Origin of the sequence: Paenibacillus harenae, from assembly GCF_030812415.1 — a bacterium.
In the GTDB taxonomy this organism is placed as follows: domain Bacteria; phylum Bacillota; class Bacilli; order Paenibacillales; family Paenibacillaceae; genus Pristimantibacillus; species Pristimantibacillus harenae_A.
Map to the genome: position 1 here is coordinate 895,604 of NZ_JAUSST010000003.1, position 16,070 is coordinate 911,673.

Annotated in this window: 15 protein-coding genes and 1 pseudogene; 10 read left to right on the forward strand and 6 right to left on the reverse strand. The window is 49.1% G+C overall.

Translation table 11 applies throughout. The annotated features are described in order from the left end of the window. Positions 1-11: 11 nt before the first annotated feature. Positions 12-1,406: a sensor histidine kinase gene (locus tag J2T14_RS14180; RefSeq protein WP_307471717.1), complete on the reverse strand. Its 1,395-nt coding sequence runs from the start codon at positions 1,404-1,406 to the stop codon at positions 12-14. Next, a complete protein-coding gene (locus tag J2T14_RS14185; RefSeq protein WP_307471719.1) occupies positions 1,403-2,089 on the reverse strand; it encodes a response regulator in 687 nt (228 codons plus the stop codon). The genes J2T14_RS14180 and J2T14_RS14185 overlap by 4 nt, the downstream gene beginning before the upstream one ends. Positions 2,090-2,259: 170 nt before the next feature. On the opposite strand from J2T14_RS14185, the gene J2T14_RS14190 reads away from it, so the two are divergent. Then, positions 2,260-2,640, forward strand: a complete 381-nt coding sequence (locus tag J2T14_RS14190; RefSeq protein WP_307471720.1) for a DUF6220 domain-containing protein — start codon at positions 2,260-2,262, stop codon at positions 2,638-2,640. Positions 2,641-2,854: 214 nt separating this feature from the next. After that, on the forward strand, positions 2,855-3,361 hold the full coding sequence (locus tag J2T14_RS14195) for a GNAT family N-acetyltransferase (RefSeq protein ID WP_307471722.1): 507 nt from the start codon (positions 2,855-2,857) through the stop codon (positions 3,359-3,361). A 1,074-nt stretch (positions 3,362-4,435) separates the two neighbouring features. Here the strand turns inward: J2T14_RS14195 and J2T14_RS14200 are convergent. Next, entirely contained in the window at positions 4,436-4,927 is a 492-nt protein-coding gene (locus J2T14_RS14200) for a hypothetical protein (RefSeq protein WP_307471724.1), read from the reverse strand. Then, positions 4,920-5,135 carry a hypothetical protein gene (locus J2T14_RS14205; protein ID WP_307471726.1) on the reverse strand — a complete coding sequence of 72 codons (216 nt, stop codon included), beginning with the start codon at positions 5,133-5,135 and terminating at the stop codon, positions 4,920-4,922. The genes J2T14_RS14200 and J2T14_RS14205 overlap by 8 nt, the downstream gene beginning before the upstream one ends. A 434-nt stretch (positions 5,136-5,569) precedes the next feature. Here J2T14_RS14205 and J2T14_RS14210 point away from each other — a divergent pair, with 434 nt between their 5' ends. Beyond that, the gene (locus tag J2T14_RS14210; protein ID WP_307471727.1) at positions 5,570-6,355 is read left to right on the forward strand and encodes a class I SAM-dependent methyltransferase; all 786 of its coding nucleotides are present in this window, start codon (positions 5,570-5,572) and stop codon (positions 6,353-6,355) included. A 363-nt stretch (positions 6,356-6,718) separates the two neighbouring features. Here the strand turns inward: J2T14_RS14210 and J2T14_RS14215 are convergent, their stop codons facing one another. Then, the gene (locus J2T14_RS14215) at positions 6,719-7,156 is read right to left on the reverse strand and encodes an Rrf2 family transcriptional regulator (RefSeq protein WP_307471730.1); all 438 of its coding nucleotides are present in this window, start codon (positions 7,154-7,156) and stop codon (positions 6,719-6,721) included. A 122-nt stretch (positions 7,157-7,278) separates the two neighbouring features. Here J2T14_RS14215 and J2T14_RS14220 point away from each other — a divergent pair, with 122 nt between their 5' ends. The 4 genes and pseudogenes from J2T14_RS14220 to J2T14_RS14235 all read left to right on the forward strand — a co-directional run bounded on the left by J2T14_RS14220 (position 7,279) and on the right by J2T14_RS14235 (position 10,324). Beyond that, positions 7,279-7,920, forward strand: coding sequence for an NAD(P)-dependent oxidoreductase (locus J2T14_RS14220; protein WP_307471732.1), 642 nt, complete (start codon positions 7,279-7,281; stop codon positions 7,918-7,920). Between the two features lie 2 nt (positions 7,921-7,922). After that, entirely contained in the window at positions 7,923-8,621 is a 699-nt protein-coding gene (locus J2T14_RS14225; RefSeq protein ID WP_307471734.1) for a DsbA family protein, read from the forward strand. 223 nt (positions 8,622-8,844) lie between these two features. After that, positions 8,845-9,788, forward strand: a pseudogene (locus J2T14_RS14230) (helix-turn-helix transcriptional regulator). Between the two features lie 131 nt (positions 9,789-9,919). Continuing rightward, positions 9,920-10,324 carry a VOC family protein gene (locus J2T14_RS14235; protein WP_307471736.1) on the forward strand — a complete coding sequence of 135 codons (405 nt, stop codon included), beginning with the start codon at positions 9,920-9,922 and terminating at the stop codon, positions 10,322-10,324. Between the two features lie 563 nt (positions 10,325-10,887). On the opposite strand, the gene J2T14_RS14240 is transcribed toward J2T14_RS14235, so the two are convergent. After that, the gene (locus J2T14_RS14240) at positions 10,888-11,946 is read right to left on the reverse strand and encodes a TRAP transporter substrate-binding protein (RefSeq protein WP_307471739.1); all 1,059 of its coding nucleotides are present in this window, start codon (positions 11,944-11,946) and stop codon (positions 10,888-10,890) included. A gap of 176 nt (positions 11,947-12,122) precedes the next feature. Between J2T14_RS14240 and J2T14_RS14245 the strand changes: the two genes are divergently transcribed. The 3 genes from J2T14_RS14245 to J2T14_RS14255 all read left to right on the forward strand — a co-directional run bounded on the left by J2T14_RS14245 (position 12,123) and on the right by J2T14_RS14255 (position 16,055). Further along, on the forward strand, positions 12,123-13,724 hold the full coding sequence (locus J2T14_RS14245) for an ATP-binding protein (RefSeq protein ID WP_307471741.1): 1,602 nt from the start codon (positions 12,123-12,125) through the stop codon (positions 13,722-13,724). 13 nt (positions 13,725-13,737) lie between these two features. Then, positions 13,738-14,457 carry a response regulator gene (locus J2T14_RS14250; protein WP_307471743.1) on the forward strand — a complete coding sequence of 240 codons (720 nt, stop codon included), beginning with the start codon at positions 13,738-13,740 and terminating at the stop codon, positions 14,455-14,457. A 158-nt stretch (positions 14,458-14,615) separates the two neighbouring features. Beyond that, positions 14,616-16,055 carry an NAD-dependent malic enzyme gene (locus J2T14_RS14255; protein WP_307471746.1) on the forward strand — a complete coding sequence of 480 codons (1,440 nt, stop codon included), beginning with the start codon at positions 14,616-14,618 and terminating at the stop codon, positions 16,053-16,055. Positions 16,056-16,070 lie beyond the last annotated feature (15 nt).

A 16,070-nucleotide genomic window follows, 5' to 3' on the forward strand; every position in this document is an offset into this window, starting at 1 on the left:
CACAAATATATTTATTTGTCAATAGACAAATAAATGTCAGTTGAGGGGCGTGGAGAGGCATACGGAAGCCTGATGCGGAAGCTCGTTCCGACGCCGGTTTTGCTGTCTGCTTCGATCGTTCCGCCGTTAGCAATCACGAATTGCTTGGCAATCGCCAGTCCCAGACCCATTCCTCCCTCGGATCGGGAGCGCGCTTCATCCGTACGGTAGAACCGTTCGAACAAAAACGGCAAATGCTCTTCGCTGATTCCGATCCCTGTATCCTCAATCGTAATCAACAGACGATCAAGCTCTTTTGACTTGCCTTTTTCCTCGCTGACCGCTATCGTTACCGTCCCTCCCTTATCCGTATAGCGAATCGCATTGACGAGCAGGTTGACGAACACCTGCGCCATGCGGTTCGGATCGACGACGACTTCCGTACGGTCCGCATCGCAGCGCCATGCAAGCCGAACCGCGTTCTGCTCCGCATCGGGCTTTATTCTCTCGATCGTCCGCTGCAATAATTGGTCGATGGCGACAACCTTCTTATGGACCGGAAGCTTGCGGGCTTCCGCGAGCGACAGCTGGTGCAGATCGTCGATTAGGCGCGTAATCCGGATAAGCTCATCCTGGAGCGGGAGCAGCGCTTGCGGTTCGATCGTTTGACCTTGCTGCTGAATCAGATCAAGCTTGCCTTGCACAATCGTAAGCGGCGTACGAAGTTCGTGGGCGATATCCGCTACGAGACGTTTGCGGTTATCCTCGGCTTGCTTAATGTCGGAAGACATCTGATTGAACGCGAACGCGACTTTCCCGTATTCGTCTTTCGAAGAGACGTTAGCAACTGTGACGGCTTCTCCTTTGCCTAGACGGTCGATCGCATCGATCAGGCTGCGCAGCGGCAGGGTCAACCGCTTCGACAGCCAATAGGCTACAACCGATGCGAGTACGATAAAGATTATGGCGCCGGCGATAAGGAGAATGTTCAGCATATCGAGAATGCCGATTCGCAGTTTCGCCACGAAGGCGATATCCGAATCCGTGTAATACAACCACGCGATCGTGGCATCGCCGGATTGGATAGCGGTTTTGATATGGAAATAGTTGAACGTAGGAGCGTTGGAGCTGCCTGCCGCGAATATTTCTTTATGATCTGTTGCTATAACCTTGATTCCGGCTTCCGTGTCGCCGGGCTCGAGAAGCTTGCTTGCTTCGGCTCGTTCAAGGCCTTCCCAAGTACGGCCGTTAAGATCGTACATTTGGAGAAGCGAGGCGGCGATTGCTTCCGTCTTGGATTTGCCCGCTTCGTTGACCATGACCGTCAGCATGTCGCGGACGACGAACTGGGCGGTAACGGCGAAGACGACGCACATGACCGCGATGAAGGAAGCCATGACAAGGAAAAGCTTCATTCTCACGCTCATACGCGATCACCGAAGCGGTACCCGAAGCCGTAAACCGTCTGCACGTAACGCGGGTTGGCCGGATCTTCCTCCAGCTTCTTGCGAATGCGGCTAATATGCGCGTCAACGGTTCGTTCGTCGTTCAAATAATCGTCCTCCAGCGCGGACTGCAGCAGCTGCAGCCGGCTGTACACGATACCGGGCTTCGCGGCCAAAGTGTGCAACAGCTTGAATTCGGTTGGCGTGAGCGTAAGCTCCTTGGCGCGAAACCAAGCTTGCCGATGCGCTTCGGACAAGACAAGTTCACCCCGTGTGATCGGCTCGGCGGACATTTCGCGTTCATCTAGACGGCGCAGCACGGAACGAATCCGCGCCGCCAGCTCGCGCAAGGAGAAAGGCTTCGTCATATAATCGTCCGCGCCAACCTCGAGGCCGATTATTTTATCGACCTCGTCGGTTCTCGCGGTTACCATTATGATGCCCATTCGGCTTATTTTGCGAAGCTCCCTACATACGTCGATGCCGCTCATTTCCGGCAGCATCCAGTCCAGCACGACGAGCGCCGGCTGCTGCTCCTTCGCTTTGGCCAGCGCTTCGGGTCCCGTAACCGCGGTTATCGTCTGATAGCCTTCCTGGCGCAAGAACGGCTCCATGAAATCAAGTACTTTACGCTCGTCGTCGACGAGCAGCAGTTTTTGCGGCATATAGTTGGTCCCCACCTTACCTGTAATCCTATAATAGCTCACATTATACACGTTCCGGGGGCAGCCGTGCCAAAGTTCACGGAACCCGAATAACTCCGTCATAAGTTCGCAACAAGTTGCTGTTAGTATAGACCAAGTAAGCAACTTCAACGACGGAGGCTAAAGTTATTATGGAAAATAGAAATCCCTCATACAGAGGAAGGGGCTTTGCGCAAGCCGCATTTGTCGTGCTGGCTTGGCTTTACGTTGCGTGCGTCGTCGTTCAGACGATGTTGGCGGGCATGGCCGTATTCGCGAATCCCGAACATTGGAGCAGTCACGTTATATTCGTTCGTTTTTTTGAGTTTTTGCCTTTCTTGATGCTGATCTTCTCGTTCGCCGCGAAGCTTCCCGTTCCGCTGCGTTGGCAGTCGTTCGGGCTTTACGCTATCATTTTCATCCAATATATGACGGCCAATCTGCCGGGCGCGGGGCTGCTTCATCCGGTAATCGCCTTATTCCTGTTCTGGTTTTCCGTAAGAATCGCAAAATTGGGTTGGCAAGCACGATGAGGACGGTTCTAAGTGTTATCGTTGGTGCAGCAGCAGGCATTTAAACTGTTCCGTGTGTAAACTCTGCTGGAGTCGAGCGTAGGGACGTATATTCCGTTGCCGCCCGAACGATAAGAAGTGCAGTGCTCCTAGTTGATTTTAACCGTTTATTACCCGCTCGTTGGAACATTATTCGTTATACTACATGAAGAATCCTATGAAGTGAGGTATGCTTATGAACCTAATCGCAATTAGAAGCATGAACGAAAATGACCATCTGAACATATCCAATGCTTTTGCAAATCAAGGTTGGCATAAGCCGGCCGAGCTGTATGAAAAATACGTGAATGAGCAGGCAGCTGGACTTCGTGCATCGTTAGTGGCAGAAACAAATGGACAGTTTGCCGGCTATGTGAACATCGTTTGGCAGTCGGATTATTTATACTTCAAGGAGCGTTGTATCCCTGAAATTCAAGATTTTAATGTGTTAATCAAGTATCGTCGTCTTGGTATTGGAACGCTGCTGATGGACAAAGCCGAGGAGATTATAGGTAAGGATTCGGAGCTTGCTGGCATTGGGGTAGGCTTGTTCAGCGATTATGGTGCGGCTCAGTCTATGTATGTGCAGCGCGGTTACATACCCGATGGCCGAGGAATCTATAGGAACGGCGAGTACTTGCGTTACGGTCAGCAGACAATAGTAGACGATGACCTCAATCTGTATTTTGTGAAAAAGCTATAAGCACGTTAAAAAAGGGGATGTCACAAAAGCCGATGGCTTAGGGACAGCCCCTTTGCGCGTATGCAGATAACCGCTTGCCGTTATGTTGGATTTTCGCAGTAACTTTAAGCGTTTGACGATTTTGGGTGTAAAACAGAGTCTATTTTGCGAATATCCAATATAGCTCTCGATATGGCGCGAAACAGCCTAAAGTTACTGCAATGATCCAGTATAGCCATTTCGCGCATTCCACGCCATGAACGAACCATTCGCCCTCATCGGGTAAAAACAAAGAAACCATTCCTTGAAGCATCAGCGCAGTTGCGTTCATCACCTATGTTCCAAGCACGGTGAGCATCGCGTTCCTGCCGTTGTCGGCCGTAATCGGAGCTTTCGGGGATGCGCTGCTCGTCTATGCGCTGGCATGGAAGAACGGCGGGAGAGAAATGTCTTGAAATCTCTTTAAATCTTACTGTAGCTCTTTATTTTGAACGAGGTTCTTGAATAAGGGGGTGCGTTTGGTTTTGGCCTCGATGTTCAAGGGTTCCCGGATTTTTGCCGTTTGGAGGTATGGTCGCTCAAAATCTCGATGATCTTTGCTGTCAAGAGGAGAAGCTTGACGATGTTTGCTGTTTTCAATTGGCTATGCTCCTTTCTTCAAAATGCCTTGCTTTGAACAAAAGCAGCTTCTCGCGAGATGCGGGTATGTGATGGTCAGGGTTCTAAGTTTGAGCAGCCCTGTCGTCCTACTGGGCTATCTTCTTGCAGGGCTTGGGTTTCCGATGTTTGGACATCCGCACTCTTGCCACCCTGCACCGCACTTGTGGTCTGGTCCAGAAGAGTGCGGTTGAGTGCGCCTCCCAGGGCATAGTAAAAGCATTGAAAGGCTTGAAAGAGCGTCAAGAGCGGCAGTTTTGCCTGGATCTGCGGTAACCGATTGGAGAGAGTATGTTTCTCTGAGGCGGTAAAGCCAAGTTGTCCCGTCCTTTGATTTTGAAGACAGGGCAGCACAGGGCGGAAGGAGGGCTCTTGAAAAGTCTTGCTGTGCTTGGGAAGAACGTCAGGGCGGGTTGTTTTGAGGAAATGAGTGTTCGTTCACTTTAAATCATCGTCATGACCATTCAAAGCGAATCGTTCCTGGCTGGTCAGGAACGGGTCTTTGTACTGGACGTGGAACAGCTCGCCCAGTTCCTTCACCCAGAGGACGGCGCTGGCGACGTCACCGCCGTGGAACGCAGGAGCGTTGGCGAAGCTTTCTTCTTCCCAAACGAATACCGCTTCCTGTCGTTGCTGGTCGACGGCGAGGAAAAAGTTGGAGCCGTCCACGTAGGGGTTCGTTCCCGCCTGGGCATCCGTAGTACGCAGGACCAAGCGGACGCGGTGCGTGGGTTTCAGTTCGTCAAGTGATGGTCCGAGGCCGTTTTCATCGTTGCTCGCAAAAGGTTCCGCCGCGACAAGCATGACGCAAACGTTCGTCCCGTTGCTGTTGTTGTCGGTGACGTTTTCGTTCCGATCGAACGACTCCTTCAGATTCTGGAGAACCAGTTCGTTTGCCGTCAGTTTCTTTCCGCTTGGTCTCTCAGCCATTGTTCCACCTCCTCGTCGTGTGCCCCGGCCTGTGTGAAGTCAGTACCGTGACTTTGTGGGCTTGAAGTCCGCCGCCTACGTCGAGCAGTTCGACGTACTCGGGGAAACTTCCCAGGAGTCCGCCGCCTTTGCGGTTCAGCCCGACGTTACCGAGATCGCGGACGTTGTCTCCCGCTTCGAGAACGACGACGTAGCCGCATCCGTCCAAGCGAAACTCGCTCCTATCTTCGTCATCCTGCTGATCCTTTAGTTGTAGGATGCAGTCCTCAATGTGATCAAGGAGTGTCGCTGGGACTGCTTTTGCGCGGCGGAGCAAGTCAATGTCCTGCTTCGTCTTGATGGTTCTCATTCATATATCCCTCCTGAAAATGAAAAAGACCCCTTGAAAAAGGGGGCTTGGTATAAGTCACAACTATGATATATGTATAAAAGCTCACTTAATACGAGTTTTGATGAACAAAAAAGGACACTGTAAAAGTGTCGTTACGGTATTTTTGTGTGATTTTAAGCAGAGGGTACCTATCCCGATTCCCTATAATAGTATTATAAATCCAAGAACTTTATAAGTCTATACTTTTGGGAAAATTTTCTGTATCTTAATCATGCTGGCCGGCAAATCTCATGTTGGAGGTGTTGGAATAAATGTTTCCTGAACTGACAAAACATCCAGATTATCTTAGAGGACAGACATTAGAATGGTGCAATCAATTAGCAGCCAAGACGGGAAAATACGAATACACTTGGAATAATACTTATGAAGGGCAAACAGCAGAAAATATCTTGACTGAAAAACTTTCTTCTTTGTTACATGGAAAGGTACTGGAAGTTGGCTGCGGCCATGGAGAATACGCCGTTCAATGGGCAAACGTAGCGGTAGAGATTGTCGGTTATGACATGACGGAGGGGTTTATTGCAACAGCTAATCGAAATCGGAAATCAAATGTCCGGTACGTATTAGGGCGCACTCACGACGGATTGCCTTTTCCTGATGATTATTTTGATATAGCCTATACGAAGAAGGGTCCGACTAGCTGGTACGAGGAGGGAAATAGAGTTGTTCGGCCCGGTGGAACGATTCTATTGTTTCATCCCGGTGACGGCAATGGCGAAGGAGCAGAGCTTGGGACATGCTTTCCGGGATTATTCGGTCCGCCTTCAGTAGGTACTCCGATACTTGATAAGATTCAAGAGAGGTTAGAAACAAGTGATCTAACTAACATTGAAATGTCTGTCTTGAAAGAAACCGTTTGGATCCCAACTCCTGAAGATGTGTTTGAAATGGTTTGCTTTGGGCAAAGTGGCGGATTTAGAAAATTTGTTAGAGACGAATGTTACAATCGGATCGTTTCACAATTTGAAAAACACTCAAGTGAAAAGGGAATAAAGACAACAGGGTTCTACTACTTAATTCAAGCAAACGCATCCTAATTTTTTTGGGCTATCTGTTAAGGTGGCCCATTTTTTCTTGAAACTTGCCGTTACAGACAGCGCGGTGAACCGTATCATAAGTGAGGGCAAGTTTTTTGCTGAATTGCTTGTTTTTGCATGAGGTTTGAAAGCTTTCGGGGATTTTCCGGGTGTTTTTCTAGAGTTGCACTTTACGTTGCTATTCGGAAACATGGACTACCCCTACCACATCCCACGGTTTAGTTAGGAGGATCGAGGGATTTTGTCGCGGGAAGAAAAGTGTCAGAGCTGACAATGCTTATGTATCAAAAACTGCTTGAACCGGTTTTAAACTAACGGCAGTATAACGGGATAACGAAACTCTGCGTCTTACATAATTATTTTCTAATTATTAACCTGTTCTTTATCTGAAATATCATGAACAACATCTTTTATTGTTCTGTTCTCCAACTCTTTTTCCAAATCCCGTTGAGCGGCAGAAAATTGAATTTCAACGGACTCTTGGATGTTTCTACCGACAGGACAATCAGGATTGGGGTTGTCGTGTACGGAAAACAGTTCATCTTCTTGTACAGCATTTACCGCCCGATAGACATCCAACAAGGTTAATTTCGAAATGTCCCTAGCTAGTTTAGCACCAGCAACTCCAGGTTGGACATCGACCAGTCCAGCCTTTTTTAACATCCTCATTATTTTCCTAATAACGACAGGATTGGTATTTACACTAGTTGCAATATTTTCAGAAGTATTCAACCCACTCTTATTGATTTCCAACAAGGCAAGGATATGGATTCCTACGGAAAATCGACTACTAATACTCATGAATGATCACCACTTTTTTCATAATTGAATTGTTGACAACCGAGCAAGATGTAATTATTATAATTACATGTAATCGATATAGTTACAGGTTGATTTCATCATAATACTAGGAGGAAACGAAAATGAAAATTGGAATTGTCGGTGCAAGTGGTAAAGCAGGAAACCTTATTCTTAAAGAGGCTGTGGAAAGAGGTCACACAGTTACAGCAATCGTTCGAGATGCAGGGAAGGTTAAAAATCAAAATGTGTCTGTAATTGAAAAGAATATCTTTGACTTAAAATCAGAAGATTTTACTAATTTTGATGTCATTGTAAATGCTTTTAATGCCCCATTTGGGGAAGAACATCTTCACGTTGAAGCAGGAAGAGTCTTAATTGAAGCACTAAAAGGTGCACCACAAACAAGATTAGTTGTTGTTGGAGGAGCAGGAAGTTTATTTGTAGATGAAGCGAAGAAAGTACGAAAATTTGATACTCCTGAATTTCCTGAAGCTTATCTTGCAACTGCTAAAAATATGGGAAAGAACCTTGAAGAGTTACAAAATACAGACGGAGTCAATTGGACATATATCAGTCCAGCGGGTTTTTTCGATGCTGAAGGTAAACGTACTGGAACTTATCAAAAAGGTGGAGACCAATTACTGTTTAATTCCAAAGGTCAAAGCTATATCAGCTATGCCGATTACGCAATTGCAGTACTGGACGAAATCGAAAATCCTCAGCACATAAACGCACGCTTTACCGTCGTTGCTGAAGCGGAGTGATTATGGAGAATAAAGAACTTGCTCTTATCTATGTATGGGATGCTTACTGTGGTTGGTGTTACGGGTTCTCGAACAGTCTGCAAGCCTTTCACGAGAACCATCTTGAACTACCCATAAAAGTTTTGTCTGGTGGTCTGTTTGTTGGCGATCATAAGCAACCAATCGGGGCATACCCACACATTCCAGAAGCAAATAAAAGAATCAGCCAGCTAACTGGAGCAGAGTTTGGCACCTCTTACCAAACGATGTTGGAAGAAGGTGCTTTTGTTATGGACTCCAAGGCTTCGGCTAAAGGCTTTTCTGCATTGCGTTCCTTCGCACCAGAACGTGCCTATTATTTAGCCTCGTCCATGCAGCGCGCGTTTTATTACGAAGGTAAGAGTCTCAGTGACCCAGCAACTTACCGAGAAATTGCTATTGCTCATCAGCTTGACCCAGAGGCAGTTCTCGCACAGTTCGAGGACGAGGCATCCACCAAAGATGCCATTGAAGACTTTGTGAAGGTTCAGCAGATTGGTGTTCAAAGCTACCCTACATTGTTTTTGCAGAATGGTGACGACTTTATCGGGTTTGGTGGAGGTGTCATGACCACCGAAAAGCTTGAAGCTCGTCTGGAAATGGTGATTCAAGAATTACAAAAACAGAAGATAGTTGAACCGCCCGTGGAAATGGCGTGCGATATAGATAAAGGGAAATGTTAGATAAAAGAGGATAAAGGGAATCAATAATTTTGGGAGCCGATTTATCAGCTCCTTTTATTGTCTAACTATCTTAGTACGATAGTTGAAAAGGTGAGAAAAAAAGGAAGGGCCATCCCACACAAAGGATGGCCTTAAAACTTGCCGTTACAGACAGCGCGGTGAACTGTATCACAAGTAACGGCAAGTTTCTGTTGTACAGTATTACGTTTCAAGGGGGCAGTCAATGAACAAAACAGATCGTTTGTTGGCCATCGTGCTGGAGTTGCAAGGCAGGCAGGTGGTACGCGCCGAAGATTTGGCGGCACTATTTGAAACCAGCGTGAGGACCATCTATCGCGACATTCAGGCGCTCAGCGAAGCAGGCGTGCCGATTACAGGCACTACAGGCACAGGGTATACCTTAATGGAGGGATATTTTCTACCTCCGATTAGTTTTACGATAGAGGAAGCCGTGACCTTGCTTATAGGAACAGAGTTTATCGAGCAACGATTTGATGATGATTATCGTGATAGAGCTAATGTTGCTAGGAGGAAAATCGAGGTCACTCTATCAGACAGTGTCCGCAGTGAGACCTCCCGTATACGAAGGTCGCTGCGATTGCTCGCTCCAGGCAAACATGCAGCTCCGTCAAACGAAAGGAAAAATCTCGATAAGATCCGCCGAGCTCTATTAGGCGAAAGATCAGATTTCATTATTAAAAAAGAATTACGGATTCCACGGGGAGCCGCCATAGCGAACGTACCGCCGCTCCCTATGGCCTTGTACTCGTTGAAGGATCTTGGATGCTTGTGGCACGGTGTGATCTACGCCAAGACATCCGCCATTTCCGGTTGTCCCGAATGGCTAAACTTATCGAACTGGACGAACGATTCGAACTCCCGGCGCATTTTGACTTAAGGGAGTATACTCCTTTAGATGATCGTCATTTGCGAGTCTGCCTTCGATTTAACCATGACATCGCAGATAAGGTGAAGGAATCGAACTATCATTACGTAGAGGATATGAAAGAGCATCGAGATGGATTGGATGTGGTCTTACGCGTTCGTCAGCTGGATGAATTGCTGCAATGGGTGCTTGGCTGGGGAGCGGGCGTAATCGTGTTGGAACCCGAATCGTTCCGAAATCGGATTCGTGAGGAAGCCAAAAAAATTCTAAAACGCTACTGACATAACGTTGTCAGTAGCGTTTTTTTATAATTGGACATGTAAATGTAAAGGAGATAAATAAGTAAATAGTATGTTTTGCAACAGCTGTAGGACACAGCCAAACCTATTATTATTAGGAAGGATGATATCTTGTGAATTTCGCTTCTGTACGAATCATTACTGACGACGTGGATCGCCTCGTCGAGTTCTATGAGAAAGTCCTGGGGATTTCGGCGGAGCGACCCGCGCCTGTATTTGCCGAACTCGTTGTGTCATCATGCACCCTTGCAATCGGCCACTCCCAGACGGCGCAGCTATTCGGCGCCGGTTCCGTAGTGGGGGCTAACAATCGCACTGTCATTATTGAGTTCCGCGTCGACGATGTCGAGGCCGAATATGTACGCTTGAAGCCATTTGTCGATAATTGGGTAAAGGAACCGACCACGATGCCGTGGGGGAACCGTTCTATGCTGTTCCGCGATCCCGACGGCAACCTTCTTAACCTCTTCGAGCCGGTGACCGAGGATGCGATTAAACGGTTTAGAGGTAGACATTGACGGGCAGTAAAGGATGACCTTCAAACTTGCCGTTACAGACAGCGCGGTGAACCGTATCACAAGTAACGGCAAGTTCAACTGGTTTTCCAAATTTCTTTCCAATAGGTATTTATACCACACGTGAGTTAGCTATCAAAGAAGTGGAAGCCATGCCAAGAGAGCACAACTATCAAATACTTCGAATGCCGCTAAATAATAACTTCGCATATTACCATAAAATGAATGGTAAGTTGGTTGGGATGGATTCGATCCATCATGAACATTTTCATTTCAAAGATGAAAGTTTGTTACGCTAACGAGGAACGTTAGCTCAATAAAACAGCGACAGTCTAGGACTTTATTTTTTCGTCCCATGCTGCCGCTTTTTTTTATAGTTGGAGCTATTCTAATACTATTTTTACGAATCTGACGGTTTTATAATTCGAAAAGCCGCGTGAGACCAACATATCCAGTCTAATCCTTTATTTTCTTTTTACAACTGTTTTTATTCTATTTTTAAGTTGGATGATTTCGCCCAATTATATTCATTTTATAGATGATGTATAATTATTCGAAGGGAGGCATCAGCTTTCGTATTTCCGTTGCAAATTGCGGATCGCCTCCATCAGTTCTTGGCCGAAAAACCGTTCAGACTGCCTGTAAAGCTGCTCCCATTGCAGCATCCATTCCGCCCGCTCGCTGTCTGACAGCACATGAATCTGCGTATAGCCATCCTGCTGGATTTGCTCCAAATAACGTTTGTCCATCTGCACAGCGTATCGGTTGATCCAATCCGTCGTCTCTTTCATCGCTTGCTCAATCGCTATTTGAAGCTCGGACGGGAGCCGATCCCAGAACGGCTTGTTCATCAGTACGGCATAGCCGAGATACCCGTGATTGCTGATCGTCATGTATTTCTGAACTTTATAAAATTTTTTGCTGTAAATATTGGATATTGTATTCTCGCCTCCATCCACGGTTCCCGCCTCAAATTCGCGGTACACCTCGTTAAACGGAATCGACGCCGTATAGGCTCCGAGGGCGTTGAATTGATCTTCAATAATCCGGCTTGGCAATATTCGAAACCGCTGCCCGGCAAAATCGGACGGATCGGTAAGCGGACCGCGGTTCGACGTCATTTGTTTAAAGCCGTTACTCCAGAAGGCCAGTCCCTTCATGTTGCTTTTCTCCAGCCGCTCGAATAGAATTTGTCCGACCTCCCCCTTGAACGCCTCTTGAACCGCGTCATCGGACAAGAAAACATACGGCAAATCCATTACCGCCCATTCGGGCAGCATGACCGACAGGTTCGAAAAGGACGGCGCAATCATCTGCACCTCTCCCCGCTTCAGCGCTTGCTTTTCATTAGGTTCGGAGTATAAAATACCGTTCGGGTACACTTCGACTTTGACCTTGTTCCCGGTTTTCTCCTCTACCAGATCGGCGAACCGCTGCGCAGCCAAGCCTTTTGGCGTATTTTCCGCCACCACGTGGCTAAACTTTATCACATAGCGGTCGTCAAAACCGTCCTGCTCGTCATCTAATACGGCCTTTCCATTTGTAAAAGCGGGGTAAAACCCGGCTAAACCGGCGGCCAGTAAGCCTACGGCAATAAACAATAAGGTGCCAAGCCATGGCTTCATGTGCTTCTCCTCCTGGGTACAAGCTATATAATACTTAGTATATAACAACGTTGCGCCAAACCGTAATGCTTCCCCAATCAGAAGTTGTTCAAAAGAACGAAATCGAATGTTTTTCAAAGGAAAGTGGTTTATAATAAAAACTAAATTTTTGTTAGGGATAAGGAGCTTGTTGCCGTATGCTGCAGCGGATGAACATCAACTGGAAAATCGCTTTCCTGTCGTTTGGCATCGTGCTGTTCGCCCTGTTAATCGGCGGCGTCGTCCTGCTAGGCGGCATTCTCCAGCTGAAGGAAGAAGAGCTCGGAAGAAGGCTCCTTGTCACCGCCCGCACGGTTGCCCAAATGCCGGAGGTCATTGGCGGCATCGGCGATCTTTCCAAACGTGTAGACCTGCAGGCCGCTGCCGAGCGAACCCGTATTATCAACGATGCGACCTATATCGTCGTGATGGACATGCAGCGCGTACGCCTTTCTCACCCGGTGGAAAGCAATATCGGCACAGTCTCCGAAGGAGCGGATGAAGGCGCGGCGTTTGCCGAGCATACCTACGTTTCGAAGGCCAAGGGCGAGCTTGGAACGGCGCTGCGCGCTTTCGTGCCGGTAATGAGCGAAGAGCACGAGCAGATCGGCATCGTCGCCGTCGGCCGAATCATGCCGACAGCCGGACAAGTGCTGCTGGATATGTCGGGAAGAGCTTCTGTCATTGTTCTGCTGTCGCTGCTGTTCGGAATTTGGGGTTCGTGGAAGCTTGCCCGCCATATCAAGGAACAGATGTTCAAGCTCGAGCCGCATGAAATTGCAAGGCTGCTTGTCGAAAGGAATGCGACATTCCACGCGATGCACGAAGGGGTTATTTCCATCGACAAGGACGAGCGGATCGCGATTTTTAACGACAAAGCAAAGCAAATGCTCGGCATCCAAGGCGATGTCACGGGCAGAAGCATCCGCGAAGTACTGCCGGATACCCGGCTGCCGGAAATGCTGGAAAGCGACGAGCCGGTTTACCATCAAGAAATCGTTGTCGGGGGCAAGCACATCGTCAGCAACCGGGTCAGGGTTAAAGTCGAGGATAAGACCGTAGGGGCCGTCGCGATTTTCCAGGATCGGACCGAGACAACCCGCATGGCGGAAGAGCTTACGGGCGTCAAAGCTTTCGTCGACGCGCTGCGCGTGCAAAACCATGAATATATGAACAAGCTGCATACGATTGGCGGCTTGATCCAATTGGGAAACAAGGACAAAGCGCTCGAATATGTATTTGAAATATCCGAGGAGCGCGAAGAGCTGATACGGTTTTTGAGCAGCCGGATTCAGCATGACAGCCTGACCGGTCTGCTGCTGGGTAAGATTAGCCGCGGGCGCGAACTGGGCATCGACGTCAAGCTCGACCGGCATAGCCGGCTGCAGCGTTTCCCGGAAGGGATGGATCATCATGATTTTGTCGTTTTGCTCGGAAATTTGCTGGAGAATGCGTTTGAAGCGTTAGGGACAAAGACGGGGGACAAGCGGGTATTCATCAGCCTGGAACAGGATGACGATATTATATCCGTACTCGTGGAGGACAATGGCTGCGGTATGGACGAAGCGGTCAAGTCGCGCATATTCGAAAGGGGCTTTTCGACGAAAGGCAGCGCTGGGCGCGGCATTGGGCTGCACCTCGTGGCAGGCATTGCAGAGCGGGGCGGAGGTACGGTTCGCGTCGATTCCGTACCGAGGGAAGGCACAACAATAATAATAACCTTTCCGATGAGTTCGGATGCCGTTAGCGATAGGAATTAGGGAGGCTGTTACGATGGAAACGATTCGCGTGCTGCTCATTGAAGACGATCCGATGGTTCAAGAGGTAAACCGGCAATTTGTAGAGGGGGTTGACGGCTTTCTAGTCATCGGGACCGCCTCAAGCGGCTCGGAAGGTCTTCGGCTCATATACGACTTATCGCCGGATTTAGTCATTCTCGACATTTTCATGCCGGGGCTGGACGGTATCGGGCTGCTGCAGAGGGTTCGCGAAGAGCAGCTTGAGGTTGACGTCATTGTAATCAGCGCAGCCAACGATATGGCGACAATCGGACGCATGCTGCAAAACGGCGCCGTCGACTATATAATGAAACCGTTTAAATTCGAACGGGTGAAGCAAGCGCTTGAGCGTTACCGGAGTAAGAAGAATTCGCTTGGATCAAGTAAGGCTGTTACCCAAAACGAGCTGGACCTTGTACTGTTCGGTGAACATGCCGCCAGCGCTTCCGAACCCGCTTCGGAGACGCTTCCCGCCGCTCAGGCCGGACTGCCTAAAGGGATGCAAGCGGCAACGCTCCGTCACATATTGAAGTTTCTTGAAACACAGCCAAAGCCGGTATCCGCAGAGGAAACCGCCGAGGCCGTCGGCATCGCTCGGGTAACGGCCCGCCGCTATCTGGAATACCTGGAGAAGACCGGCAGCGTACGGCTTGAGCTGCAATACGGAGTCGGCAGACCGCTAAATACCTATTTATATGCCGACACTGGTTTATAACCGTGTTCCAACCGTGTTCTTCTGCGGAGGGGCACGGTTTTTTCATGATCAAAATGACCAAAACGATCAATATGTCCTAATCGTCACCGCCTTATTTGAAAGCGGTATCATAGACACAAGAAAGCAAAAGCAAATCAATCGTAAAGGTGTGTTGGCCAATGTCCATCCCTGCTGGCGCGAATACGCGCATTATTCTTCGTCTGGAAATGAATAAACAGATCGCTTCCTTCGCGCAAATCGCCGCTGTCATCGGGGAAAGCGGCGGGGATATCGTAGCGATTGACGTAACCCGGTCCGATCAAGTGACGACGGTCCGCGACATAACTGTGAACGTATACGATAAAAAGCATGCCGATTTGATCGTGCAAGCGGCCGGAAGACTTGCCGGCGTACGCGTGCTGCAGGTGTCGGATCAGACTTTCCTGATGCATATCGGGGGCAAAATCGAAATGACACCGAAAACGCCGATTAAAAACCGCGACGATCTGTCCCGCGTATACACGCCGGGCGTCGCTCAAGTATGCCTCGCCATTCATGAGAAGCCTTCCCGCGCCCACTCGCTGACGATCAAGCGCAATACGATTGCGGTTGTCTCCGACGGATCCGCCGTGCTCGGACTCGGCAATATCGGTCCGGAGGCGGCCATGCCGGTCATGGAAGGAAAAGCGGTGCTGTTCAAGCAATTTGCCGGCGTCGATGCTTTCCCGATCTGTCTCGATACGCAGGATACCGATGAAATCGTCCGTATTGTGAAAGCGCTTGCTCCCACATTCGGCGGGATCAATCTGGAGGATATCTCAGCGCCGCGCTGTTTCGAAATCGAACGCAGGCTGATCGAGGATCTCGATATTCCGGTATTCCATGACGACCAGCACGGTACTGCCGTCGTTTTACTCGCCGGTTTGCTTAACGCCGTTAAGCTTGTCGGCAAGCGTCTGGAAGATTGCAAGGTGGTCGTGTGCGGTATCGGTGCCGCAGGGACCGCCTGCACGAAGATACTGATGGCTGCCGGCGTCCGCAACATCGTAGGCGTAGACCGGAATGGCGCTATCGCAAGCGGCATTCCCTACGAGAACGAAGCATGGAGCTGGTATGCCGAGCATACGAACCCGCAGCGGTTGACCGGAAGCTTGTCCGAGGTCATCGCAGGCGCGGATGTCTTTATCGGGGTATCCGGGCCGGGCGTCTTAAAGATCGACGACCTGAAAAAGATGGCGCAAGATCCGATCGTCTTCGCGATGGCGAACCCTACTCCGGAAATTTTACCCGAAGAAGCAGAGCCCTATGTACGTGTTATGGCTACAGGCCGCTCCGACTATCCGAATCAAATCAATAACGTGCTTTGTTTTCCGGGCATCTTTCGAGGCATTCTCGATTGCCGCGCATCCCGCGTAACCGAGGAGATGAAGCTCGCCGCGGCACAAGCGATCGCTACTGTCGTAACTGAGGAAGAACTGAACGAGCATTACATTATTCCGAGCGTATTCAACCACAGCGTGGTGGAGCGCGTTCGTGAGGCGGTCATCAAAGCCGCCATTGAATCCGGAGTCGCGCGCAAATCGGTTCCGGCTAACGGCAAAGTTATCGTTTCATTATAGTCCGACCATTTCTAA

What these genes read in the sequence shown, in the direction of transcription:
- J2T14_RS14220 (WP_307471732.1), top strand. Translation starts at nt 7,279, where the DNA reads ATGAAAATTGGAATTGTCGGTGCAAGTGGTAAAGCAGGAAACCTTATT.
- J2T14_RS14250 (WP_307471743.1), top strand. Translation starts at nt 13,738, where the DNA reads ATGGAAACGATTCGCGTGCTGCTCATTGAAGACGATCCGATGGTTCAA.
- J2T14_RS14190 (WP_307471720.1), top strand. Translation starts at nt 2,260, where the DNA reads ATGGAAAATAGAAATCCCTCATACAGAGGAAGGGGCTTTGCGCAAGCC.
- J2T14_RS14245 (WP_307471741.1), top strand. Translation starts at nt 12,123, where the DNA reads ATGCTGCAGCGGATGAACATCAACTGGAAAATCGCTTTCCTGTCGTTT.
- J2T14_RS14210 (WP_307471727.1), top strand. Translation starts at nt 5,570, where the DNA reads ATGTTTCCTGAACTGACAAAACATCCAGATTATCTTAGAGGACAGACA.
- J2T14_RS14185 (WP_307471719.1), bottom strand. Translation starts at nt 2,089, where the DNA reads ATGCCGCAAAAACTGCTGCTCGTCGACGACGAGCGTAAAGTACTTGAT.
- J2T14_RS14240 (WP_307471739.1), bottom strand. Translation starts at nt 11,946, where the DNA reads ATGAAGCCATGGCTTGGCACCTTATTGTTTATTGCCGTAGGCTTACTG.
- J2T14_RS14195 (WP_307471722.1), top strand. Translation starts at nt 2,855, where the DNA reads ATGAACCTAATCGCAATTAGAAGCATGAACGAAAATGACCATCTGAAC.
- J2T14_RS14225 (WP_307471734.1), top strand. Translation starts at nt 7,923, where the DNA reads ATGGAGAATAAAGAACTTGCTCTTATCTATGTATGGGATGCTTACTGT.
- J2T14_RS14180 (WP_307471717.1), bottom strand. Translation starts at nt 1,406, where the DNA reads ATGAGCGTGAGAATGAAGCTTTTCCTTGTCATGGCTTCCTTCATCGCG.
- J2T14_RS14255 (WP_307471746.1), top strand. Translation starts at nt 14,616, where the DNA reads ATGTCCATCCCTGCTGGCGCGAATACGCGCATTATTCTTCGTCTGGAA.
- J2T14_RS14215 (WP_307471730.1), bottom strand. Translation starts at nt 7,156, where the DNA reads ATGAGTATTAGTAGTCGATTTTCCGTAGGAATCCATATCCTTGCCTTG.
- J2T14_RS14200 (WP_307471724.1), bottom strand. Translation starts at nt 4,927, where the DNA reads ATGGCTGAGAGACCAAGCGGAAAGAAACTGACGGCAAACGAACTGGTT.